Here is a 14,095-nt window from a genome sequence, read left to right as displayed (position 1 = left end):
GGCCGGTCAGGCGACTGAGGTGATGCCCAAGCCGCGTTCCATCGCCTGCACACGCATCTTCCGGTCCTCGACAGCCCGGGGCCACAGGAATGTGTCCGTCACGTTCATTTCGGCGTACAGAGAATCGGCTCGTGGGCCGGGCCAGCGCGCGGCAAGCTCGGCCAGACGGGCACTCCCGATGACCTCGGCGATGTCCTGTCCGAGAATTCGGGCGGCAGCGATCGGATAGACCGACTTTTCCTCGACCAGGATGTCGACACCGTGGTCCGTGTCCCAGAGGCGCGCGGCGATGTCGGGCAGTTCCGAATACCAGTGCAGGACAGTGGCGATGTCGGAAGCATCTTTGTACGCGCCCCAGGCGCTGCGGTCGAGCCAAGCGACCAGCTTGAGGGCGGCGTAGCCCGCGATGGTCGGAATGCGGATGGTGCCGGCATGGGCCAGCGGGAGGGGTCGGGAGGCCTGAAAGACCTCGCTGAATCCCCACACGTTGATCGGCTCCCGGCGCGCCGGCCTGATCGTGCCCGACGGATCTTCCAGGTTGCCGAAGGGAATGAGGTCGGTCGACACGTCGGCGACCTGGTACCGGATGCCGGTGTTGCCGGCCGGCACGAGCTCCTTCGTCAATTCGTCGAACGCCGCCCAGTCCGCGAGGGCCAAGCCGAAATCGACGTCCTCCGTCGTGCGCAGCCCGGAGTCCTGACCCGAGGCGCTTCTCAGAATGTCACGGCAGTGCGCGCCGACGATCATGACGTCCTCGGGTTGCAGGCTCGATGACTGCCTCAGCAGCCTGGTCACCACCGTGTCCGGTAACAGCAGCAGGTCCGGGTCACACGTCGCCGGGTCGAGCATGCCGGGACCTCCAACTCCTGGCCACTTCGCTGAGCCGGGCGTCCCTGGTCGACAGGAGATCCGCGTAGACGAGCGGCCACGGCGCGTTCTGTCCCTCGGGGACGGGCTTTTCCTCATCGGCGTGTGGGGAAGCCCAGAACTTGCGTCGAACGAAGATGTTCGCCGGGCGGTCCGGGCTCGCGTCCCAACGGTTCAGTGCCGGCAGCCTCGGGCCCAGGTCGTCGAGGTACACCGTCAGGGTGGCGGGGCGCGAAACCCCACTGCCTCGTGCGGACTCACTGCTGAGATAGCAGGGCTGGTCGGCGTTGAGCCCCCTGACTGGTCGAGCCGGGTCGCCGTGAAACCTGGCGATCTCCAGGCGCCGGCCCAACCCGGTCGGATATGCGGCCGTCCAGAGATCGAGGAGCTCCTCGACCCGGTCCAGCCTCTTGGAAACGGGCACGATGAACCCGGTCTCCTGGAGTTGACGGACGGTTTCGTGCACCTGGCCGACGGAGACTCCGGCGGCTTCGGCGATGCCCCGGATCTTCGCGGTGGCAAGCTCCGGCCAGGTGAGCAACGCGAAGATGACCTGAGCGCGGCGCGAACTGAAGATGTTCGCCGGCTGCCGCACGACCGGATCGTGAGGGGCCTCGGAGCGTTGGCTGACCGGGTCGGTTCGACCCTGCACTTCGACCAGCACGCTCCCGAACCTGATGGACGTGTTTCCCAGCCGGTCCACGAACTGGATCCCCGCATCGCGGAATGCGGCGGCGCTGCGCCGGCTTATTCGGTCCCCGATGACCAGCAGCGGGAAGGGTGACTCGCGGCTGGGCCCCACAGCGCCTCGGCCATGCATCAGGGCGCTGAGGGTCATACTTTCCTTCAGCTCGACCCTGTATTGCTGGCCCTGTCCGTCGCGAGTGAGGGTGACCACGGCGTCGATGTCCGCATCGGCCTGAGGCTCGCCGGACTCGACCTCGAGGGTTATGCCGAATTCGAGCAGCCGCTCGCGGGCAACGCCCAGAAGGCGGCTCCCGTGGTTGCTCGTCGGCGGGCTGTTCGATTTCATGCTGTGTTCAGTCTAGCTGAACAAGCTCTAAGACTGAACGCTATATCGCCTGAGCGCTAGCGGACCACGGTCACCGGGCATTTTGCGTATGCGGCTACGTGTTGGCTCACTGAGCCCAGCACCAGCCCCGCGAATCCGCCGTGGCCGCGCTTTCCCACCACCAGCATGTCGGCGTTCTCCGACTCGTCGATCAGGACCTTGGCCGCCCGGCCCTGTTTCACCTGGGCCTTGATCAAGACCGCCGGGTTGTCGCCGAGTTCCTCCTTGATGACCTGGAGCAGATCGTCGGCCGTGCGCTGGCTCGGGTCGGGGACGTACCTCTCCGACACGCTCACGTTGCCCGCCGGGGGCAGCAGGGTGTGTTCCCACACGTTCACCACGACCAGGTCCGCGCCGTGGTCCGCGGCTTCGGCGGCGGACCAGGTCAGGGCCTTGCGGCTGCCGGGTGATCCGTCGACGCCGACCACGATGGTCTTCCATGTGCTCACCGTCGTCTCCTCTCCAGTGTCGACCGACCGGCGGAGGTGGGGTCACGCCGGAACGCTCATGACCTCCGGATCGACGCTATTACAAGGCCCGAGGGGCGTCGAGGTTGATGCGGGCCTCGGCACTCATGCTGCACCACGTATCGACATCGGTTGCGGGTCTCGTCGGATCGGTTTAGCTTCGAGAAACAGGTGACTTGGATCACAGTGGCCGGAGGGTCGCCATGACCACCACGACATCGGACACCGTCTCGACGGATGTGGGCCAGGCCGAGCGCCGGCCGCTCATGACGGGTCGCGCCCTGCTGATGATGAACCTCGGGTTCTTCGGGGTCCAGTTCAGTTTCGGCCTCACCCAGTCGGCGGTGAACCCGCTCTTCCTGCTGATCGGGGCCGACCCTGACCAGCTGCCGATCCTCAACCTGGCCGGGCCGGTCACCGGGCTGATCATCCAGCCGTTGATCGGCGCGATCAGTGACCGGACCTGGCATCCCCGCTGGGGCCGCAGACGTCCGTTCATCACGGCCGGCGCGCTGCTGTGCGCGGTCATCCTCTTCCTGTTCCCGTTCGTCGGCATCCTCTGGCTCGCCGTCATCTGCTTCTGGCTGCTCGACGTCGGCAACAACACTTCGATGGAGCCGTACCGGGCGTTCATCTCCGACCGGTTGCCGAAATCCCAGCTGGCGCGCGGCTTCCTGACCCAGAGCATGTTCACCGGGGCCGGCGCGGTGCTGGCCAACCTGTCGCTGTTTGTCCTGCAGAAGGTGACGGCGCTGCAGGAGGAGGCCGGCAACGGGGTGCCCTACTGGATGTACGTGTGCTTCATGATCGGCACCGTCTGCATCCTGCTGACCGTGCTGACCGCGATGGCGCGTACCCGGGAACTGACGCCGTCGGACGAGGAGCTCCGCGAGATCCGGTCCGCGCCCAAGGGTCTGCACCACGCCGTCGCGGAGATCGCGGACGCCGTCAAGGTGATGCCGGTCGCCATGCACAAGATCGGCGTGGTGTTCCTCTTCCAGTGGTACGCGATGTTCATCTACTGGCAGTTCCTGGCGGTCAGCCTGGGCGAGACGGTGTTCGGCGCCACGCCCGAGGAGGGCGGGCCGGGCTGGGACGCCGCGATCGGGTGGAGCGGGCTGCAGAACGCCGCGTACAACTTCGTCACCATGGTCTCCGCGCTGTTCCTGGTCGGTTTCGCCCGCCGGATCGGGGCCAAGCGGGTGCACGCGGTCGCGCTGGGCCTGGCCGCCCTGTCGCTGGTCTGGCTGTCGCGCATCGACAACCAGTACGTCGCCCTGCTGCCGATGATCGGGGTGGGCATCTTCTGGGCCAGCGCGGTCGGGGTGCCGTACCTGATGGTCGCCAGCATGGTCCCGGCCAAGCGCACCGGCGTCTACATGGGCATCCTGAACATGATGATCGTGGTGCCGATGCTGATCCAGACGATCACCTTCGGCTGGATCTTCGAGCACCTGCTCGGTGGCAAGGGCAGCAACGCGATCATGCTGGCCGGCGTCCTGCTGGGCATCGGCGCCGTGGCGATGCTGTGGGTCAACCCGCCCGACGAGGCCGACGAGTCGCCGATCGTGCCGCTCGGCAGCAAGCGCAGCATCACCGTCTACGACCGGGTCGTGGTCGGTTCGGACGGCACCCCGACCAGCCTGTACGCCGTCGACCGGGCCGCCGAGGTGGCCCAGGCGGCGCAGGCGAGGCTGGTCGTCGTCACGGCGTACCGGGAAGGCGCCGAACCGGCGGAAGGCGCCGCAGCGGGCCTGCACCGCGACATCCATGGCGCCGGCGCGGCCCGCGAGGCGCTCGCCAGGTCCGTCACCGGGCTGACCAAGGAGCGGGCCAGGTACATCGAGCAGCGGCTCGTGGCTGGCGACCCGGCCCAGGCCCTGCTCGATACGGTCGGTGCGAATCCGGCGAACCTCATCGTCGTGGGGAACCGGGGGCTGGGCGCGAGCCAGGGGCAGCTGCTGGGGTCCGTGCCGGCCGGAGTCGTGCGTAACGCCGTGTGTGACGTGCTGGTCGTACAGACGTCGGCGCTGGACGAGGACCGCATGTTCGCCGGCGGGCGGACCGGAGCTGCCGACACCGACCCGGAGGAGAAATCGCCCGCCGGGTGACAGTCGTCGCACATTCCGGCAACGCAAGTCTGCCCCCAGCGGCGATCGTCGTAGCTATGCGTCGTCTCCTGGTCTGGCTCTGTGCGTTGGCGGTGGTCGCGACGCCGACAGCCGCCCACGCCTCGGCGAAGGTGCTGATCCGGGCCATGGCGTTCAACCTGTGCGGAGTGATGTGCAGCAAGGGCTCCATGGCGCCGGCCGCCTACACGCTCAAGCAGATCAAGCGCCGGTCCATCGACGTCGCCGCTCTGCAGGAGGTGTGCTACTCGCAGTACCGCTACATCACGGATCGACTTCCGCGCGGCTACTCGGCGGCCTTCACCGCGACCAAGTCCCTCCGACACTGCAACAAACCCGACAAAAGGTACGGCATCGCGGTCATCGTCCGCGGTTCCATGATCGGCTCGAAGCACGTCCGGGTCCTGCCCTCGGGTCGTCGCTCGGTCGGCATGTACGCCCGGGTGAAGGGCCGGCAGCTCTTCGCCGCAAGCGTGCACAACGCCACGAGCGTCGCGCTCGGCAACGAGCAGGACCTCGCGTCGCTGTACGAGTGGCTGCTGACCAAGAGCGGACCCGTGCTCTCCGCCGGTGACTACAACGCCTTCCTGTACCAGCCGGGGGTGGCCCGCTTGAAGACCTTCTTCACCGACGCCGACGAGGCCGACAACGAGATCACCTTCAACCCGTACGGCGGCCGGAAGATCGACTACATCTTCACCTCCCCGCACTTCGCGGGGGCGACGGGCGACACGCTCTACACCTCGGCCAGCGACCATCGGCTCTACCTCGGAGCTGCCTGGTTGTAGGGCCGCGCCGATTCGCGTCTCATAGTCTGGGCACATGACCTGGCTCGACGTGATCGGCTGGACCGGCTCGGCCCTGCTCGTGTGGTCCCTGCTGCAGACGCGGCTGCTACGCCTGCGCGCGTTGAACCTGATCGGGTGCCTCGTGCTCATCGGCTTCAACGCGGCGCTGGCGGTGTGGCCGATGGTGGGCCTGAACGTGGTCCTCGCGGTGATCAACGTCTGGTACCTGGCCAGGATGCTCGCCTCGCGCCACGACGAGAAGGCGTACCAGGTGGTCGAGGTGCGTACCGACGACGAGTTCCTCGCGCACACGCTGCGGCTGCACAGCCGGGACATCGCCCGCTTCAACCCGGGCTTCCACTGGGACGCCGCGGCCCGGGACACTGCCGCCTTCCTCGTGGTCAACGGCGACGAGGTGGTCGGGGTGGTGCTGTTCGCCGCCACCGAGGACGGCGTTGCGCGCGTACAGCTGGACTACGTCACGCAGCGGTACCGGGATTTCACGCCCGGGGAGTTCGTCTACCGGCAGAGCCAGTTCTTCCTCGAGCGCGGCTGCCGGACGGTGGTCACCCCGCCCGGCATGGTCGCGCCGTACTACGACAAGCTCGGCTTCCGCCGCGAGGGCGACTCCTACGTGCTGGATCTGAGCCCGGTCGGCTGATCCCTCAGGTGCGGCCCCGGCGCGTCGATCGTTCCGGCGTGCAGGGGCCCTCGCTAGTGCGTGATCCGGTGCTGCGGGTGCTCGTACCCCTGGCCCTGGGTCTGGTGGGGTTTTTTGCCCTCGGGGTGGGTGGTGACCGGCTCCAGGTGCTGGTCGGCTGGCTGAGCCTGCTCGCCACCGACGTGGGGCTGTTCGTGCTGTCCCGGCGGATCGCCCGGATGGCGCAGACGCCGCCGGCGCCCCGGCGCTTCTGGAATGCCGCCGCCTTCGCCGCGGCTGCCTTCAGCGTCGGCGACACCTTCAAGGTGGTGCAGACACTGCTCGACCCCGCCGCCGTCACCCTCACCGTCGGCTTCGTGCAGACCGTGGCCCTGCTGGTCGGTGCCGCGGCGATCGTCGGCGTGACCGTGACCTATCCCACCGGCGTCGGCTCCCGGCGCGCCCGGATCCGCTTCCTGCTGGACGCGGCGGCCACGATGACCGCGTTCGCGGTCGTGGCCTGGTGCCTGGTGACCCGGTCGGCGCTCCTCGCGGCCGGGACCGACACGCTGGTCACCGCCGTGTTCGGCACCGGTCTGATCATGGCGGGGGTCTTCGCCGCCGTGAAGCTCGGGCTCAGCGGGGTGAGCCCGATGTCACGGGCCGCCGCCGCGGTGATGCTCACCGGGGCCGGCATCCAGGGAGTCGCCACCACCGTCCTGCCCAGCACCGGAACGTCCGGGTCGCTGTCGTGGCAGCTGACCCTGCTCGTGACGCCGGCGATCCTGTTCATGGTCGGGCCGCGGATCCAGGCTCGGCAGGCGCAGCGCGACCCCGGGATGTTCCAGCGGCGCGGACCGCGCCGCTACAGCGTCCTGCCGTACTCGGCCACCCTGGTGACCTTCGTCGCGCTGGTCGCGGTGCTGCTCGACAGCGGCCTGGGCTACCAGGCCTGGGGAGCGCTGGCCGGGGCGGTGCTCAACGTCGCGCTGGTTGTCGTACGGCAGGTGCTGGCCCTCGCGGAGAACGCCGTCCTGCTGGACAAGCTCGACGAGAGCCTGCTGGAGATCACCCTGCGCGAGCGCCGGCTGGACTCGCTGGTCCGGCACTCGTCCGACATCACCTCGATCACGGACCGGGCCGGACGCCTGGCCTACGCGAGCCCGGCCCTGCACCGGACGCTGGGCTACGACGTGGCGGACATCCTGGGCCGGCCCATGATCGCCTTCCTGCACCCGGACGACCTGCACGAGATCCGCCCGCGGCTCGGCCACCTGCTGGCCACCACCGGCGCCACGCTGACGTACCAGACCCGCTTCGCGCACGCCGACGGCTCCTGGCGCTGGCTCGAGGTGATCGCCACCAACCTGGTCGGCGAACCCGGCATCGACGGCGTGGTGGCCAACGCCCGCGACGTCACCGAGACCCGCGAGCTGCATGAACAGCTGCGCCACCAGGCCGACCACGACCCGCTGACCGGGCTGGCCAACCGGCGGCTGTTCGGCGAGCGGATGCGCGACGCGCCCGACTGCCGGGTGGCGGTGCTGCTCATCGACCTGGACGGCTTCAAGGCGGTCAACGACACGTACGGGCACCACACCGGCGACGAGGTGCTCCACTTCGTCGCCGCGCGGCTGCGGGAGGCGGCCGGCGAGGACGATCTCGTGGCGCGGCTCGGGGGCGACGAGTTCGCCGTACTCGTGGCGGCCGGTGACGAACTCGCGGCCCGCCGCTTCGCGGACCGCTTCCTCGACCTGATCGCGCAGCCCGCGCTGATCGACGGCAAGACGATCGCGGTACGCGCCAGCGTCGGCCTGGTCGCCGGTGATGCCACCGACGACCTCATCCACGCGGCCGACCTCAAGATGTACGAGGCCAAACGGCTCAGGGCAGCGCGAAGGGAAGCTTGATCCCGTCCAGGGCGCTCCCGCAGGCGCAGGTGCGCTCGGTGGGCAGCGCCTGCACCGCGTCGAGCAGCACCTCGCGCAGCCGTGCCGTGTTCTCGGCGAAGACGGAGAAGACCTCCTCCTGGGTGACCCCGTGGTCGCCTTCCACGCCGGCGTCCAGATCCGTCACCAGAGCGATCGCCGTGTAGCAGAGGGCCAGCTCGCGGGCCAGCACCGCCTCCGGATGCCCGGTCATGTTGACCACCGTGCCGCCGATCGCGGTGAACCAGCGCGACTCCGCCCGGGTCGAGAACCGCGGCCCCTCGACCACGACCATCGTGCCGCCGTCGACCGGATCGATCCGCGCGCCGGCCCGCAACACGGCCTGCCGCCCGTCCGGGCAGTACGGATCGGCGAAGGACACGTGCACCGCGCCGGAGTCGTAGAACGTCTGCTCGCGGCCGCTGGTCCGGTCGATGAGCTGGTCAGGGACCACAAAGGTGCCGGGACCGAGCTCCGGCCGCAGCCCGCCGACGGCACAGGGCGCGATGATCTGGCGTACGCCCAGCGACCGCAACGCCCACAGATTGGCCCGGTAGGGGATCTTGTGCGGTGGGAACCGGTGGTCCCGGCCGTGCCGCGGCAGGAACGCCACCCGGCGCCCGCCGACCTCGGCCACGGTGACCGGATCCGACGGCGGACCGTAGGGCGTGGACACCTGATGCTCGGTCGCGCCGTCGAGGAGGGCGTAGAGGCCCGATCCGCCGATGACGCCGATCTCCGCCTCCGCGGGTGGCTCGTTCATGCGCCAGACCTTATCGGTGGCCGGAAACGCAGGCTAATGTCCAAGCATGGCGTTGACCGAAGGCCTCCTGGGGCGAAGGTGGGGCTGCCGTGTTCAGTGAAGAGCAGCGCATCGGAGGTCGCTCGATGGAGTCGATGACCGGTCAGCTTCTGGTCGCGACCCCGACCCTGAAAGATCCGAACTTCGACCGCACCGTGGTGCTGCTGGTGGCCCACGAGACCGGCGGCGCGCTGGGTGTGGTGCTGAACCGGGCGACCGAGGTCCCGGTGGCGGACGTGCTGGGCAACTGGGGCGAGCTGGCCGGCGACCCGGCAGTGCTGTTCGAGGGCGGCCCGGTGCAGCCCGAATCGGCGATCTGCCTGGCCCGCACCCGCCCCCAGGTGAAGAAGCGGGTGTCCGGCTTCCATCAGGTGGCGGGTGCGCTCGGCACGGTGGATCTGTCGGCCGACCCGGACCGCCTGCGCGAGAGCGTGGCCGGCATCAGGGTCTTCGCGGGCTACTCGGGCTGGTCCCCGGGCCAGCTGGAGGAGGAGATCGCGGCCGGCTCCTGGTTCGTCTTCGACGCCCTCCCGGGAGACCCGTTCGTCAGCCGCCCGGACGACCTGTGGGCCATGGTCCTGCGCCGCCAGGGCGACATCCTGGCCGCGGTGGCCCACTTCCCCCCGGACGTCTCACTGAACTGACACGCATGCCGCCCCCTCCGCACGAGGGGGCCCGGAAGGTGTGTACTATTCCGTGAGTGCCCGGGGGATCCCGGGGACAGGCAAGGGGCTGTGGCGCAGCTGGTAGCGCACCACACTGGCAGTGTGGGGGTCAGGGGTTCGAGTCCCCTCAGCTCCACCCTTGCGTAAGGCCCGGACTGATGTCCGGGCCTTTCCCGTTGTGCCAGACCAGTGCCAGAACCGTGCCGGATCAGCCGCTGACGGTCTCGGCGAGCAGTCGGCGCGCCTCGCGCAAGCCGGGCTCGTGGCCGGTCACCTCGTGGATGTGCCGGGCCGCGTCGGCCGCCTCCCGGGCCTCGGCCCGCCGGCCCGCCAGCAGGTGCACCCGCGCCACCTCGTTGAGCGCCCGGCCTTCGAGCAGCCGGAACTGACCCTTGCGGGCCGCGTCGACGGCTCGGGCTGCGAAGTCGGCGGCCCGGTCGAGGTCGGCGGGAGCGCAGGCCCGGGCCAGGGTGATCAGGGTCTGGGTCGTCGGGTAGTGGTTGCCGTACGGCTCCGCCTCGGCGAGCGCGGGCTCGAGGATCTCAGTCGCGTCGGCCGGCCGGTCCGCCGCGAGCAGCAGGTCAGCGTGCCGGCCGGCCAGTTGCGTACGGGCCAGTACGTCCGTCGAGGCGGCCAGCACCGACCGGGCCTGGTCGAGCAGGTCCCAGGCCTCGGTGCGCCGGCCGCTCGCGTACCGGATCACCGCCAGGTCGGCCTGGGCCAGCGCGGTGACGTGGGCGTTGCCCGCCTGCTCCAGCAGTGCGAGCGCCTCGGTCAGCAACTGCTCGGCCTGCGCCGGGCGGCCCTGGAGAGTGCGTACCTCGGCCAGGTTGAGCAGGGTGATGGCCCGGCTGTAGCCGGCGCGGTGGCCGGGGCTGGCCAGGGTTCGTTCGAAGTGGTCGCTCGCCTCGGCCAGGGAGCCCATCAGCATGTCGATCAGGGCGACCTTGCCGAGGTACTGCGGCGGCTCGACGCCCAGCGCCATCGACCCGTCGAACGCGGACCGGGCGTGCTCCGCCGCGCTGCGCAGGTCGCCGCCGAGCAGGTGGTACACGCTCAGCGCGTTGTGCGCTTCCGGCTCCAGCTCGCGCCAGCCGGACTGCCGGGCCAGCTCGAGGCAGCGTTCCGCGTGCGGCAGGCCCAGGCTGTCGTACCCGTTGGTGGTGTAGGAGTGGGCCACGACCAGTTCGGCGGCCGGTCGCGCGCGGGGGTCGGTGCTGAGCTCGGCCGCGGCCAGAGCGGCCCGGCCCAGCGAGAGCATGGTGGCCCGCTCGATCGTGGCGTTGAGGAACGGCTGACAGGCGAAGACCAGGCGCCACACCGCATCCGGCTGGCCCAGGGCCGTACCGGTCTCGACCACCGCCACCAGGTTCGGCAGTTCGGCGGTGAGCCACCCCGTGGCCGCCTCCGCCGTCGCGAACGGCGGAAACGGACCGGCCGGGCGCAGCCTGGTCCGGGCGGGATTGTGCCGCGCGGCGGCGGTCTCGGCGCCGGTCACGAACCAGGACAGCACCCGGGTCAGTGCCGCGGCCAGCTCCTCGCGCAGGTCCGCGGAGCCGGCGCGGTGGCGGGCGTACTCGCGGACCAGGTCGTGCATGGTGAAACGGCCGGGCCGGTGCTCGACGACGAGGTGGGCGTCGGCGAGCGCCCGCAACGCCGCCTGCGCCTGCCCCGCTGTGCCGTCGAGGAGCTGCGCGGCGGCCGCGACCGTGAGGTCCGGAACCGGTGCGCACCCGAGGAGCCGGAAGGCCCGCTGCGCGGCGGGCCTGAGACGACGGTACGACTGGTCGAAGATCGTCCGCAGGCTGTTCTGCGGGTCCCCGTCGACCATCAGCGCGTCGAGCCGCCGGCCGCCGAGCAGCTCCCGCACGTACGCGGCGATCCTCGTCCGGGGCCGGGCGGCCAGGTTGGCCGCCGCGATCCGCAGGGCCAGGGGCAGGAAGCCGCAGGCGCGGATCAGGTCGTCGGTCGCCTGCGCCTCCTCGGCGACCCGTTCGGCACCGAGGATGCGGGCGAGGAGCTCCACGGCGTCCCCGGGCGACAGCAGGTCGACCTCGACCCGCCTCGCACCGTCCCGGGCGATCAGTCCACCGAGCGCGTCGCGGCTGGTCACCAGGACGAGGGTGCCGGGAGTGGCCGGCAGGATCGGACGCACCTGCGCGGCGGAAGCGGCGTTGTCCAGCAGGATCAGCACACGCTGACCGGCGAGGGCCGCGCGGTAGAGAGCCGCGGCCTCGTCGACATCCGCCGGGATCTGCCGCGGGGGGACGCCCAGCGTCCGGAGCATCACGCCGAGCGCCTCGGCGGCCGGCAGCGGACGGCGCTCGTCGTACCCCCGCAGGTCGAGGTAGAGCTGGCCGTCCGGGAAGCGTGCGGCGATCCGGTGCGCCCAGTGCACGGCCAGTGCGGTCTTGCCGACGCCGCCGACGCCGACGACCGCGCTGACGATCACCACGTCGGTCCCGCCCGGCGTGGCCGTGAGCAGCGCGTCCAGGCCCGCCAGCTCCGCGGACCGCCCGGTGAAGTCGGGGATGTCGCGCGGCAGGAAGCGCCGGGTCGCCCGGCTGCCGGCTTCCGGGGCGGCGTCGGGCGTACGCAACGCGTCGTCGTTGCGCAGGATCCGGTCGTGCAGCTCGGTGACCGGCGGGCCCGGATCGATGCCCAGCTCGCCGGCGAGGGTCTGCCGGAGACGGCGATAGGCGGCCAGCGCCTCGGCCGGGCGGCCGCCGCGGTAGAGCGCGAGCATCAGCGCGCGGGCCAGCCTCTCCCGGAAGGGATGGGCGGCGGCGAGAGCGGCCAGGTCGTCGACCACGGCATGGTGGTTGCCGAGCTCGTTCTCCGTGTCGAACAACGTCTCCAGCGCGGCCAGCCGTTGATCTTCCAGCTGGTGCCGGGCCTGGTCGACGAAGGCACCGCTCACTCCGCCGAGCGGCGCTCCGGACCACAGGTCCAGACCGGACCGCAGGGCGGCGACGGCCGGCGTCAGCTCGCCGGCCCGGGCCAGCTGCTGCCCCCGGTCGCGAAGCTCGGTGAACGCGAGCAGGTCGAGCTCGGCGGCGGTCACGGTCGCCCGGTAACCACCTCCGGCGCTCGTGACCAGCTCCCGCCCGGCGGCCCGCAACGCCCGGCGTACGGCCGAGACTGCCGCGAAGACCTGCCTTTTCGCCGTCGCCGGGGGCGCGGCCCCCCACAGGGCGTCGATCAGCTGATCCGTCGTCACGGTCTGGTTGGGATGCAACAGAAGATAGGCCAGCACGGCCCGCCGCTGCGCGCGTTCGATGTGCACCGGCCGGCCGTCGACGACCACCCCGACCGGCCCCAGTAGCACCAGTTTCACGAAAGGCCCCCGTCGGTCCCCGTATCCCCGGAAGGCGAACGTATACCAAACGTATCAATGGCCTGCTCCACCCTGGTGGATACGTGATGGGCGGACGAAGTCCGGACGTGCGAGGGAGGTGAGATTGATGAAGATCATCATCCGTACGGTGGAATCGGTGAAGTCCACGCAGTGGCCGGACTCCTGATGACGTGAGGTGGACGGCCGCGGCGGCACCGTGCGGCCGTCCACCCTTTTCCCTCGCGGTGCGGCCAACACGGAGGTAGACGATGCGGATCGGCCTGAAACCCTGTGCCTGGGAACGCGCCGGCACCGCCCTGTACGTGGTCTGCGACCCCAGCCGCTCGGTGGAGCTCGACGACCCCGACGGCCAGGTCGAGCGCCTGCTGACGGTGCTGCGCGACCACCCCGGCACGGCGGCGGAGCTGCGGGCCCGGCTCGGCGCCGACGGCCCGGCGGTCAGCCCCGGCGAGCTCACCGAAGCGCTGACCGCGCTCGACGGCCTGCGGATGCTGCGCGACGTGGGCCGCGCTGTCGACCGCGAGCGGGCCGGCCGCGACTTCAGCAACCTGGCCTTCTTCGAGCTGTACGCGTCGCTGGAGGCGAACGAGGCGGACCTCCAGCAGCGGGTCCGCGACTCTCACGTGCTGCAACTGGGCACCGGCGGGCTCGGCTCCAATGTGCTGCAGAGCCTGGCCGGGCTCGGCGTCGGCCGGCTCACCCTGCTCGACGACGACGAGGTGGAGCCGAAGAACCTGGCCCGGCAGTTCCTCTACCGCGAGGCCGACCTCGGCACCCCGAAGGTGGAACGGGCCGCCGACTGGGTGCGCGCGTTCAACCCGGGCATCGACGTGCGCGCGGTGCGCCGCTGGGTGCGCGGGCCGGACGACGTGACCGGCCTGCTGGACGGTGTGGACCTGGTGGTCTCCGGCATCGACCAGGGTGAACGCATCGACAACTGGGTCAACGAGGCCTGCGTGCGGGCCGGGATCCCCTGGGTGCGGGGCGGCATGACCGGTTCCCAGCTCATCTACTTCTCCGTCGACCCGGGGCGCAGCGGCTGCTACGAGTGCCGGGTGCACGCGTACGGCGACGGCAAGGGCATCGCGTCGGCGGTGCTGCCACCGGCGGCCGTGACGGCCCAGCGCCTCAGCGCCCGGATCCCGCGGGTGAACCGGGCGAACGGACCCTCGGCGGCGTTGATCGGATCACTGGTGGCGTTCGAGGCGCTGCGGTACCTGACGGGCTACGAGCCGCCGTACGCCGCCGGGGCCGAGGTGCTGCTGGACGTCTCCGCCGGTGGCGCCCAGCGCCGGGAGCCGTGGCCGCGGAACCCGGACTGTGCGCTGTGCGCCGCGGCCGCTGTCGCCCGTTCGGCCGGGGCACCGTCGTGAGTGTCG

The 14,095-nt window shown here is 70.7% G+C and carries 11 protein-coding genes and 1 tRNA gene; 7 read left to right on the top strand and 5 right to left on the bottom strand.

The features are described 5' to 3' along the window. Positions 1 to 6 precede the first annotated feature (6 nt). Genes AB0C12_RS38010 through AB0C12_RS38000 form a run of 3 tightly spaced genes read right to left on the bottom strand, consistent with a single transcriptional unit; the run spans position 7 to position 2,388 of the window. A complete protein-coding gene (locus tag AB0C12_RS38010) occupies positions 7 to 849 on the bottom strand; it encodes a hypothetical protein (protein WP_360555364.1) in 843 nt (280 codons plus the stop codon). Continuing rightward, positions 827 to 1,900, bottom strand: coding sequence for a type IV toxin-antitoxin system AbiEi family antitoxin (locus AB0C12_RS38005; RefSeq protein WP_360555362.1), 1,074 nt, complete (start codon positions 1,898 to 1,900; stop codon positions 827 to 829). The genes AB0C12_RS38010 and AB0C12_RS38005 overlap by 23 nt, the downstream gene beginning before the upstream one ends. A 56-nt stretch (positions 1,901 to 1,956) precedes the next feature. Continuing rightward, a complete protein-coding gene (locus AB0C12_RS38000) occupies positions 1,957 to 2,388 on the bottom strand; it encodes a universal stress protein (RefSeq protein WP_360555360.1) in 432 nt (143 codons plus the stop codon). Positions 2,389 to 2,609: 221 nt separating this feature from the next. Here AB0C12_RS38000 and AB0C12_RS37995 point away from each other — a divergent pair, with 221 nt between their 5' ends. The 4 genes from AB0C12_RS37995 to AB0C12_RS37980 are packed head-to-tail and all read left to right on the top strand — an operon-like array spanning position 2,610 to position 7,873. Beyond that, on the top strand, positions 2,610 to 4,517 hold the full coding sequence (locus AB0C12_RS37995) for an MFS transporter (RefSeq protein WP_360555358.1): 1,908 nt from the start codon (positions 2,610 to 2,612) through the stop codon (positions 4,515 to 4,517). 56 nt (positions 4,518 to 4,573) lie between these two features. Next, on the top strand, positions 4,574 to 5,323 hold the full coding sequence (locus AB0C12_RS37990; RefSeq protein WP_360555356.1) for an endonuclease/exonuclease/phosphatase family protein: 750 nt from the start codon (positions 4,574 to 4,576) through the stop codon (positions 5,321 to 5,323). Between the two features lie 34 nt (positions 5,324 to 5,357). Continuing rightward, positions 5,358 to 5,984 (top strand): hypothetical protein, encoded by a 627-nt coding sequence (locus AB0C12_RS37985; protein WP_360555354.1) that lies wholly within the window; start codon positions 5,358 to 5,360, stop codon positions 5,982 to 5,984. A 38-nt stretch (positions 5,985 to 6,022) separates the two neighbouring features. Continuing rightward, positions 6,023 to 7,873, top strand: a complete 1,851-nt coding sequence (locus AB0C12_RS37980; RefSeq protein WP_360555352.1) for a diguanylate cyclase — start codon at positions 6,023 to 6,025, stop codon at positions 7,871 to 7,873. On the opposite strand, the gene AB0C12_RS37975 is transcribed toward AB0C12_RS37980, so the two are convergent. Then, positions 7,848 to 8,654 carry an S-methyl-5'-thioadenosine phosphorylase gene (locus tag AB0C12_RS37975; RefSeq protein ID WP_360555350.1) on the bottom strand — a complete coding sequence of 269 codons (807 nt, stop codon included), beginning with the start codon at positions 8,652 to 8,654 and terminating at the stop codon, positions 7,848 to 7,850. The two genes, AB0C12_RS37980 and AB0C12_RS37975, sit on opposite strands and share 26 nt — an antisense overlap. Positions 8,655 to 8,779: 125 nt before the next feature. Here AB0C12_RS37975 and AB0C12_RS37970 point away from each other — a divergent pair, with 125 nt between their 5' ends. Continuing rightward, complete coding sequence (locus AB0C12_RS37970) at positions 8,780 to 9,337, top strand: YqgE/AlgH family protein (RefSeq protein WP_212992554.1); 558 nt, start codon at positions 8,780 to 8,782, stop codon at positions 9,335 to 9,337. An 84-nt stretch (positions 9,338 to 9,421) separates the two neighbouring features. Continuing rightward, positions 9,422 to 9,494, top strand: a tRNA-Ala gene (locus AB0C12_RS37965). A 72-nt stretch (positions 9,495 to 9,566) separates the two neighbouring features. On the opposite strand, the gene AB0C12_RS37960 is transcribed toward AB0C12_RS37965, so the two are convergent. After that, positions 9,567 to 12,695, bottom strand: a complete 3,129-nt coding sequence (locus AB0C12_RS37960; RefSeq protein ID WP_360555348.1) for an AfsR/SARP family transcriptional regulator — start codon at positions 12,693 to 12,695, stop codon at positions 9,567 to 9,569. A 269-nt stretch (positions 12,696 to 12,964) separates the two neighbouring features. On the opposite strand from AB0C12_RS37960, the gene AB0C12_RS37955 reads away from it, so the two are divergent. Beyond that, positions 12,965 to 14,089 carry a ThiF family adenylyltransferase gene (locus AB0C12_RS37955; protein ID WP_360555346.1) on the top strand — a complete coding sequence of 375 codons (1,125 nt, stop codon included), beginning with the start codon at positions 12,965 to 12,967 and terminating at the stop codon, positions 14,087 to 14,089. Positions 14,090 to 14,095: the final 6 nt, after the last annotated feature.

This window comes from Actinoplanes sp. NPDC048967, from assembly GCF_040649415.1.
GTDB lineage: Bacteria > Actinomycetota > Actinomycetes > Mycobacteriales > Micromonosporaceae > Actinoplanes.
The sequence above is the reverse complement of the archived record's forward strand: the minus strand, read 5'-3'. Positions and strand labels throughout refer to the sequence as shown.

What these genes read in the sequence shown, in the direction of transcription:
- AB0C12_RS37955 (WP_360555346.1), top strand. Translation starts at nt 12,965, where the DNA reads ATGCGGATCGGCCTGAAACCCTGTGCCTGGGAACGCGCCGGCACCGCC.
- AB0C12_RS38005 (WP_360555362.1), bottom strand. Translation starts at nt 1,900, where the DNA reads ATGAAATCGAACAGCCCGCCGACGAGCAACCACGGGAGCCGCCTTCTG.
- AB0C12_RS37990 (WP_360555356.1), top strand. Translation starts at nt 4,574, where the DNA reads ATGCGTCGTCTCCTGGTCTGGCTCTGTGCGTTGGCGGTGGTCGCGACG.
- AB0C12_RS37975 (WP_360555350.1), bottom strand. Translation starts at nt 8,654, where the DNA reads ATGAACGAGCCACCCGCGGAGGCGGAGATCGGCGTCATCGGCGGATCG.
- AB0C12_RS37995 (WP_360555358.1), top strand. Translation starts at nt 2,610, where the DNA reads ATGACCACCACGACATCGGACACCGTCTCGACGGATGTGGGCCAGGCC.
- AB0C12_RS37970 (WP_212992554.1), top strand. Translation starts at nt 8,780, where the DNA reads ATGGAGTCGATGACCGGTCAGCTTCTGGTCGCGACCCCGACCCTGAAA.
- AB0C12_RS37985 (WP_360555354.1), top strand. Translation starts at nt 5,358, where the DNA reads ATGACCTGGCTCGACGTGATCGGCTGGACCGGCTCGGCCCTGCTCGTG.
- AB0C12_RS38010 (WP_360555364.1), bottom strand. Translation starts at nt 849, where the DNA reads ATGCTCGACCCGGCGACGTGTGACCCGGACCTGCTGCTGTTACCGGAC.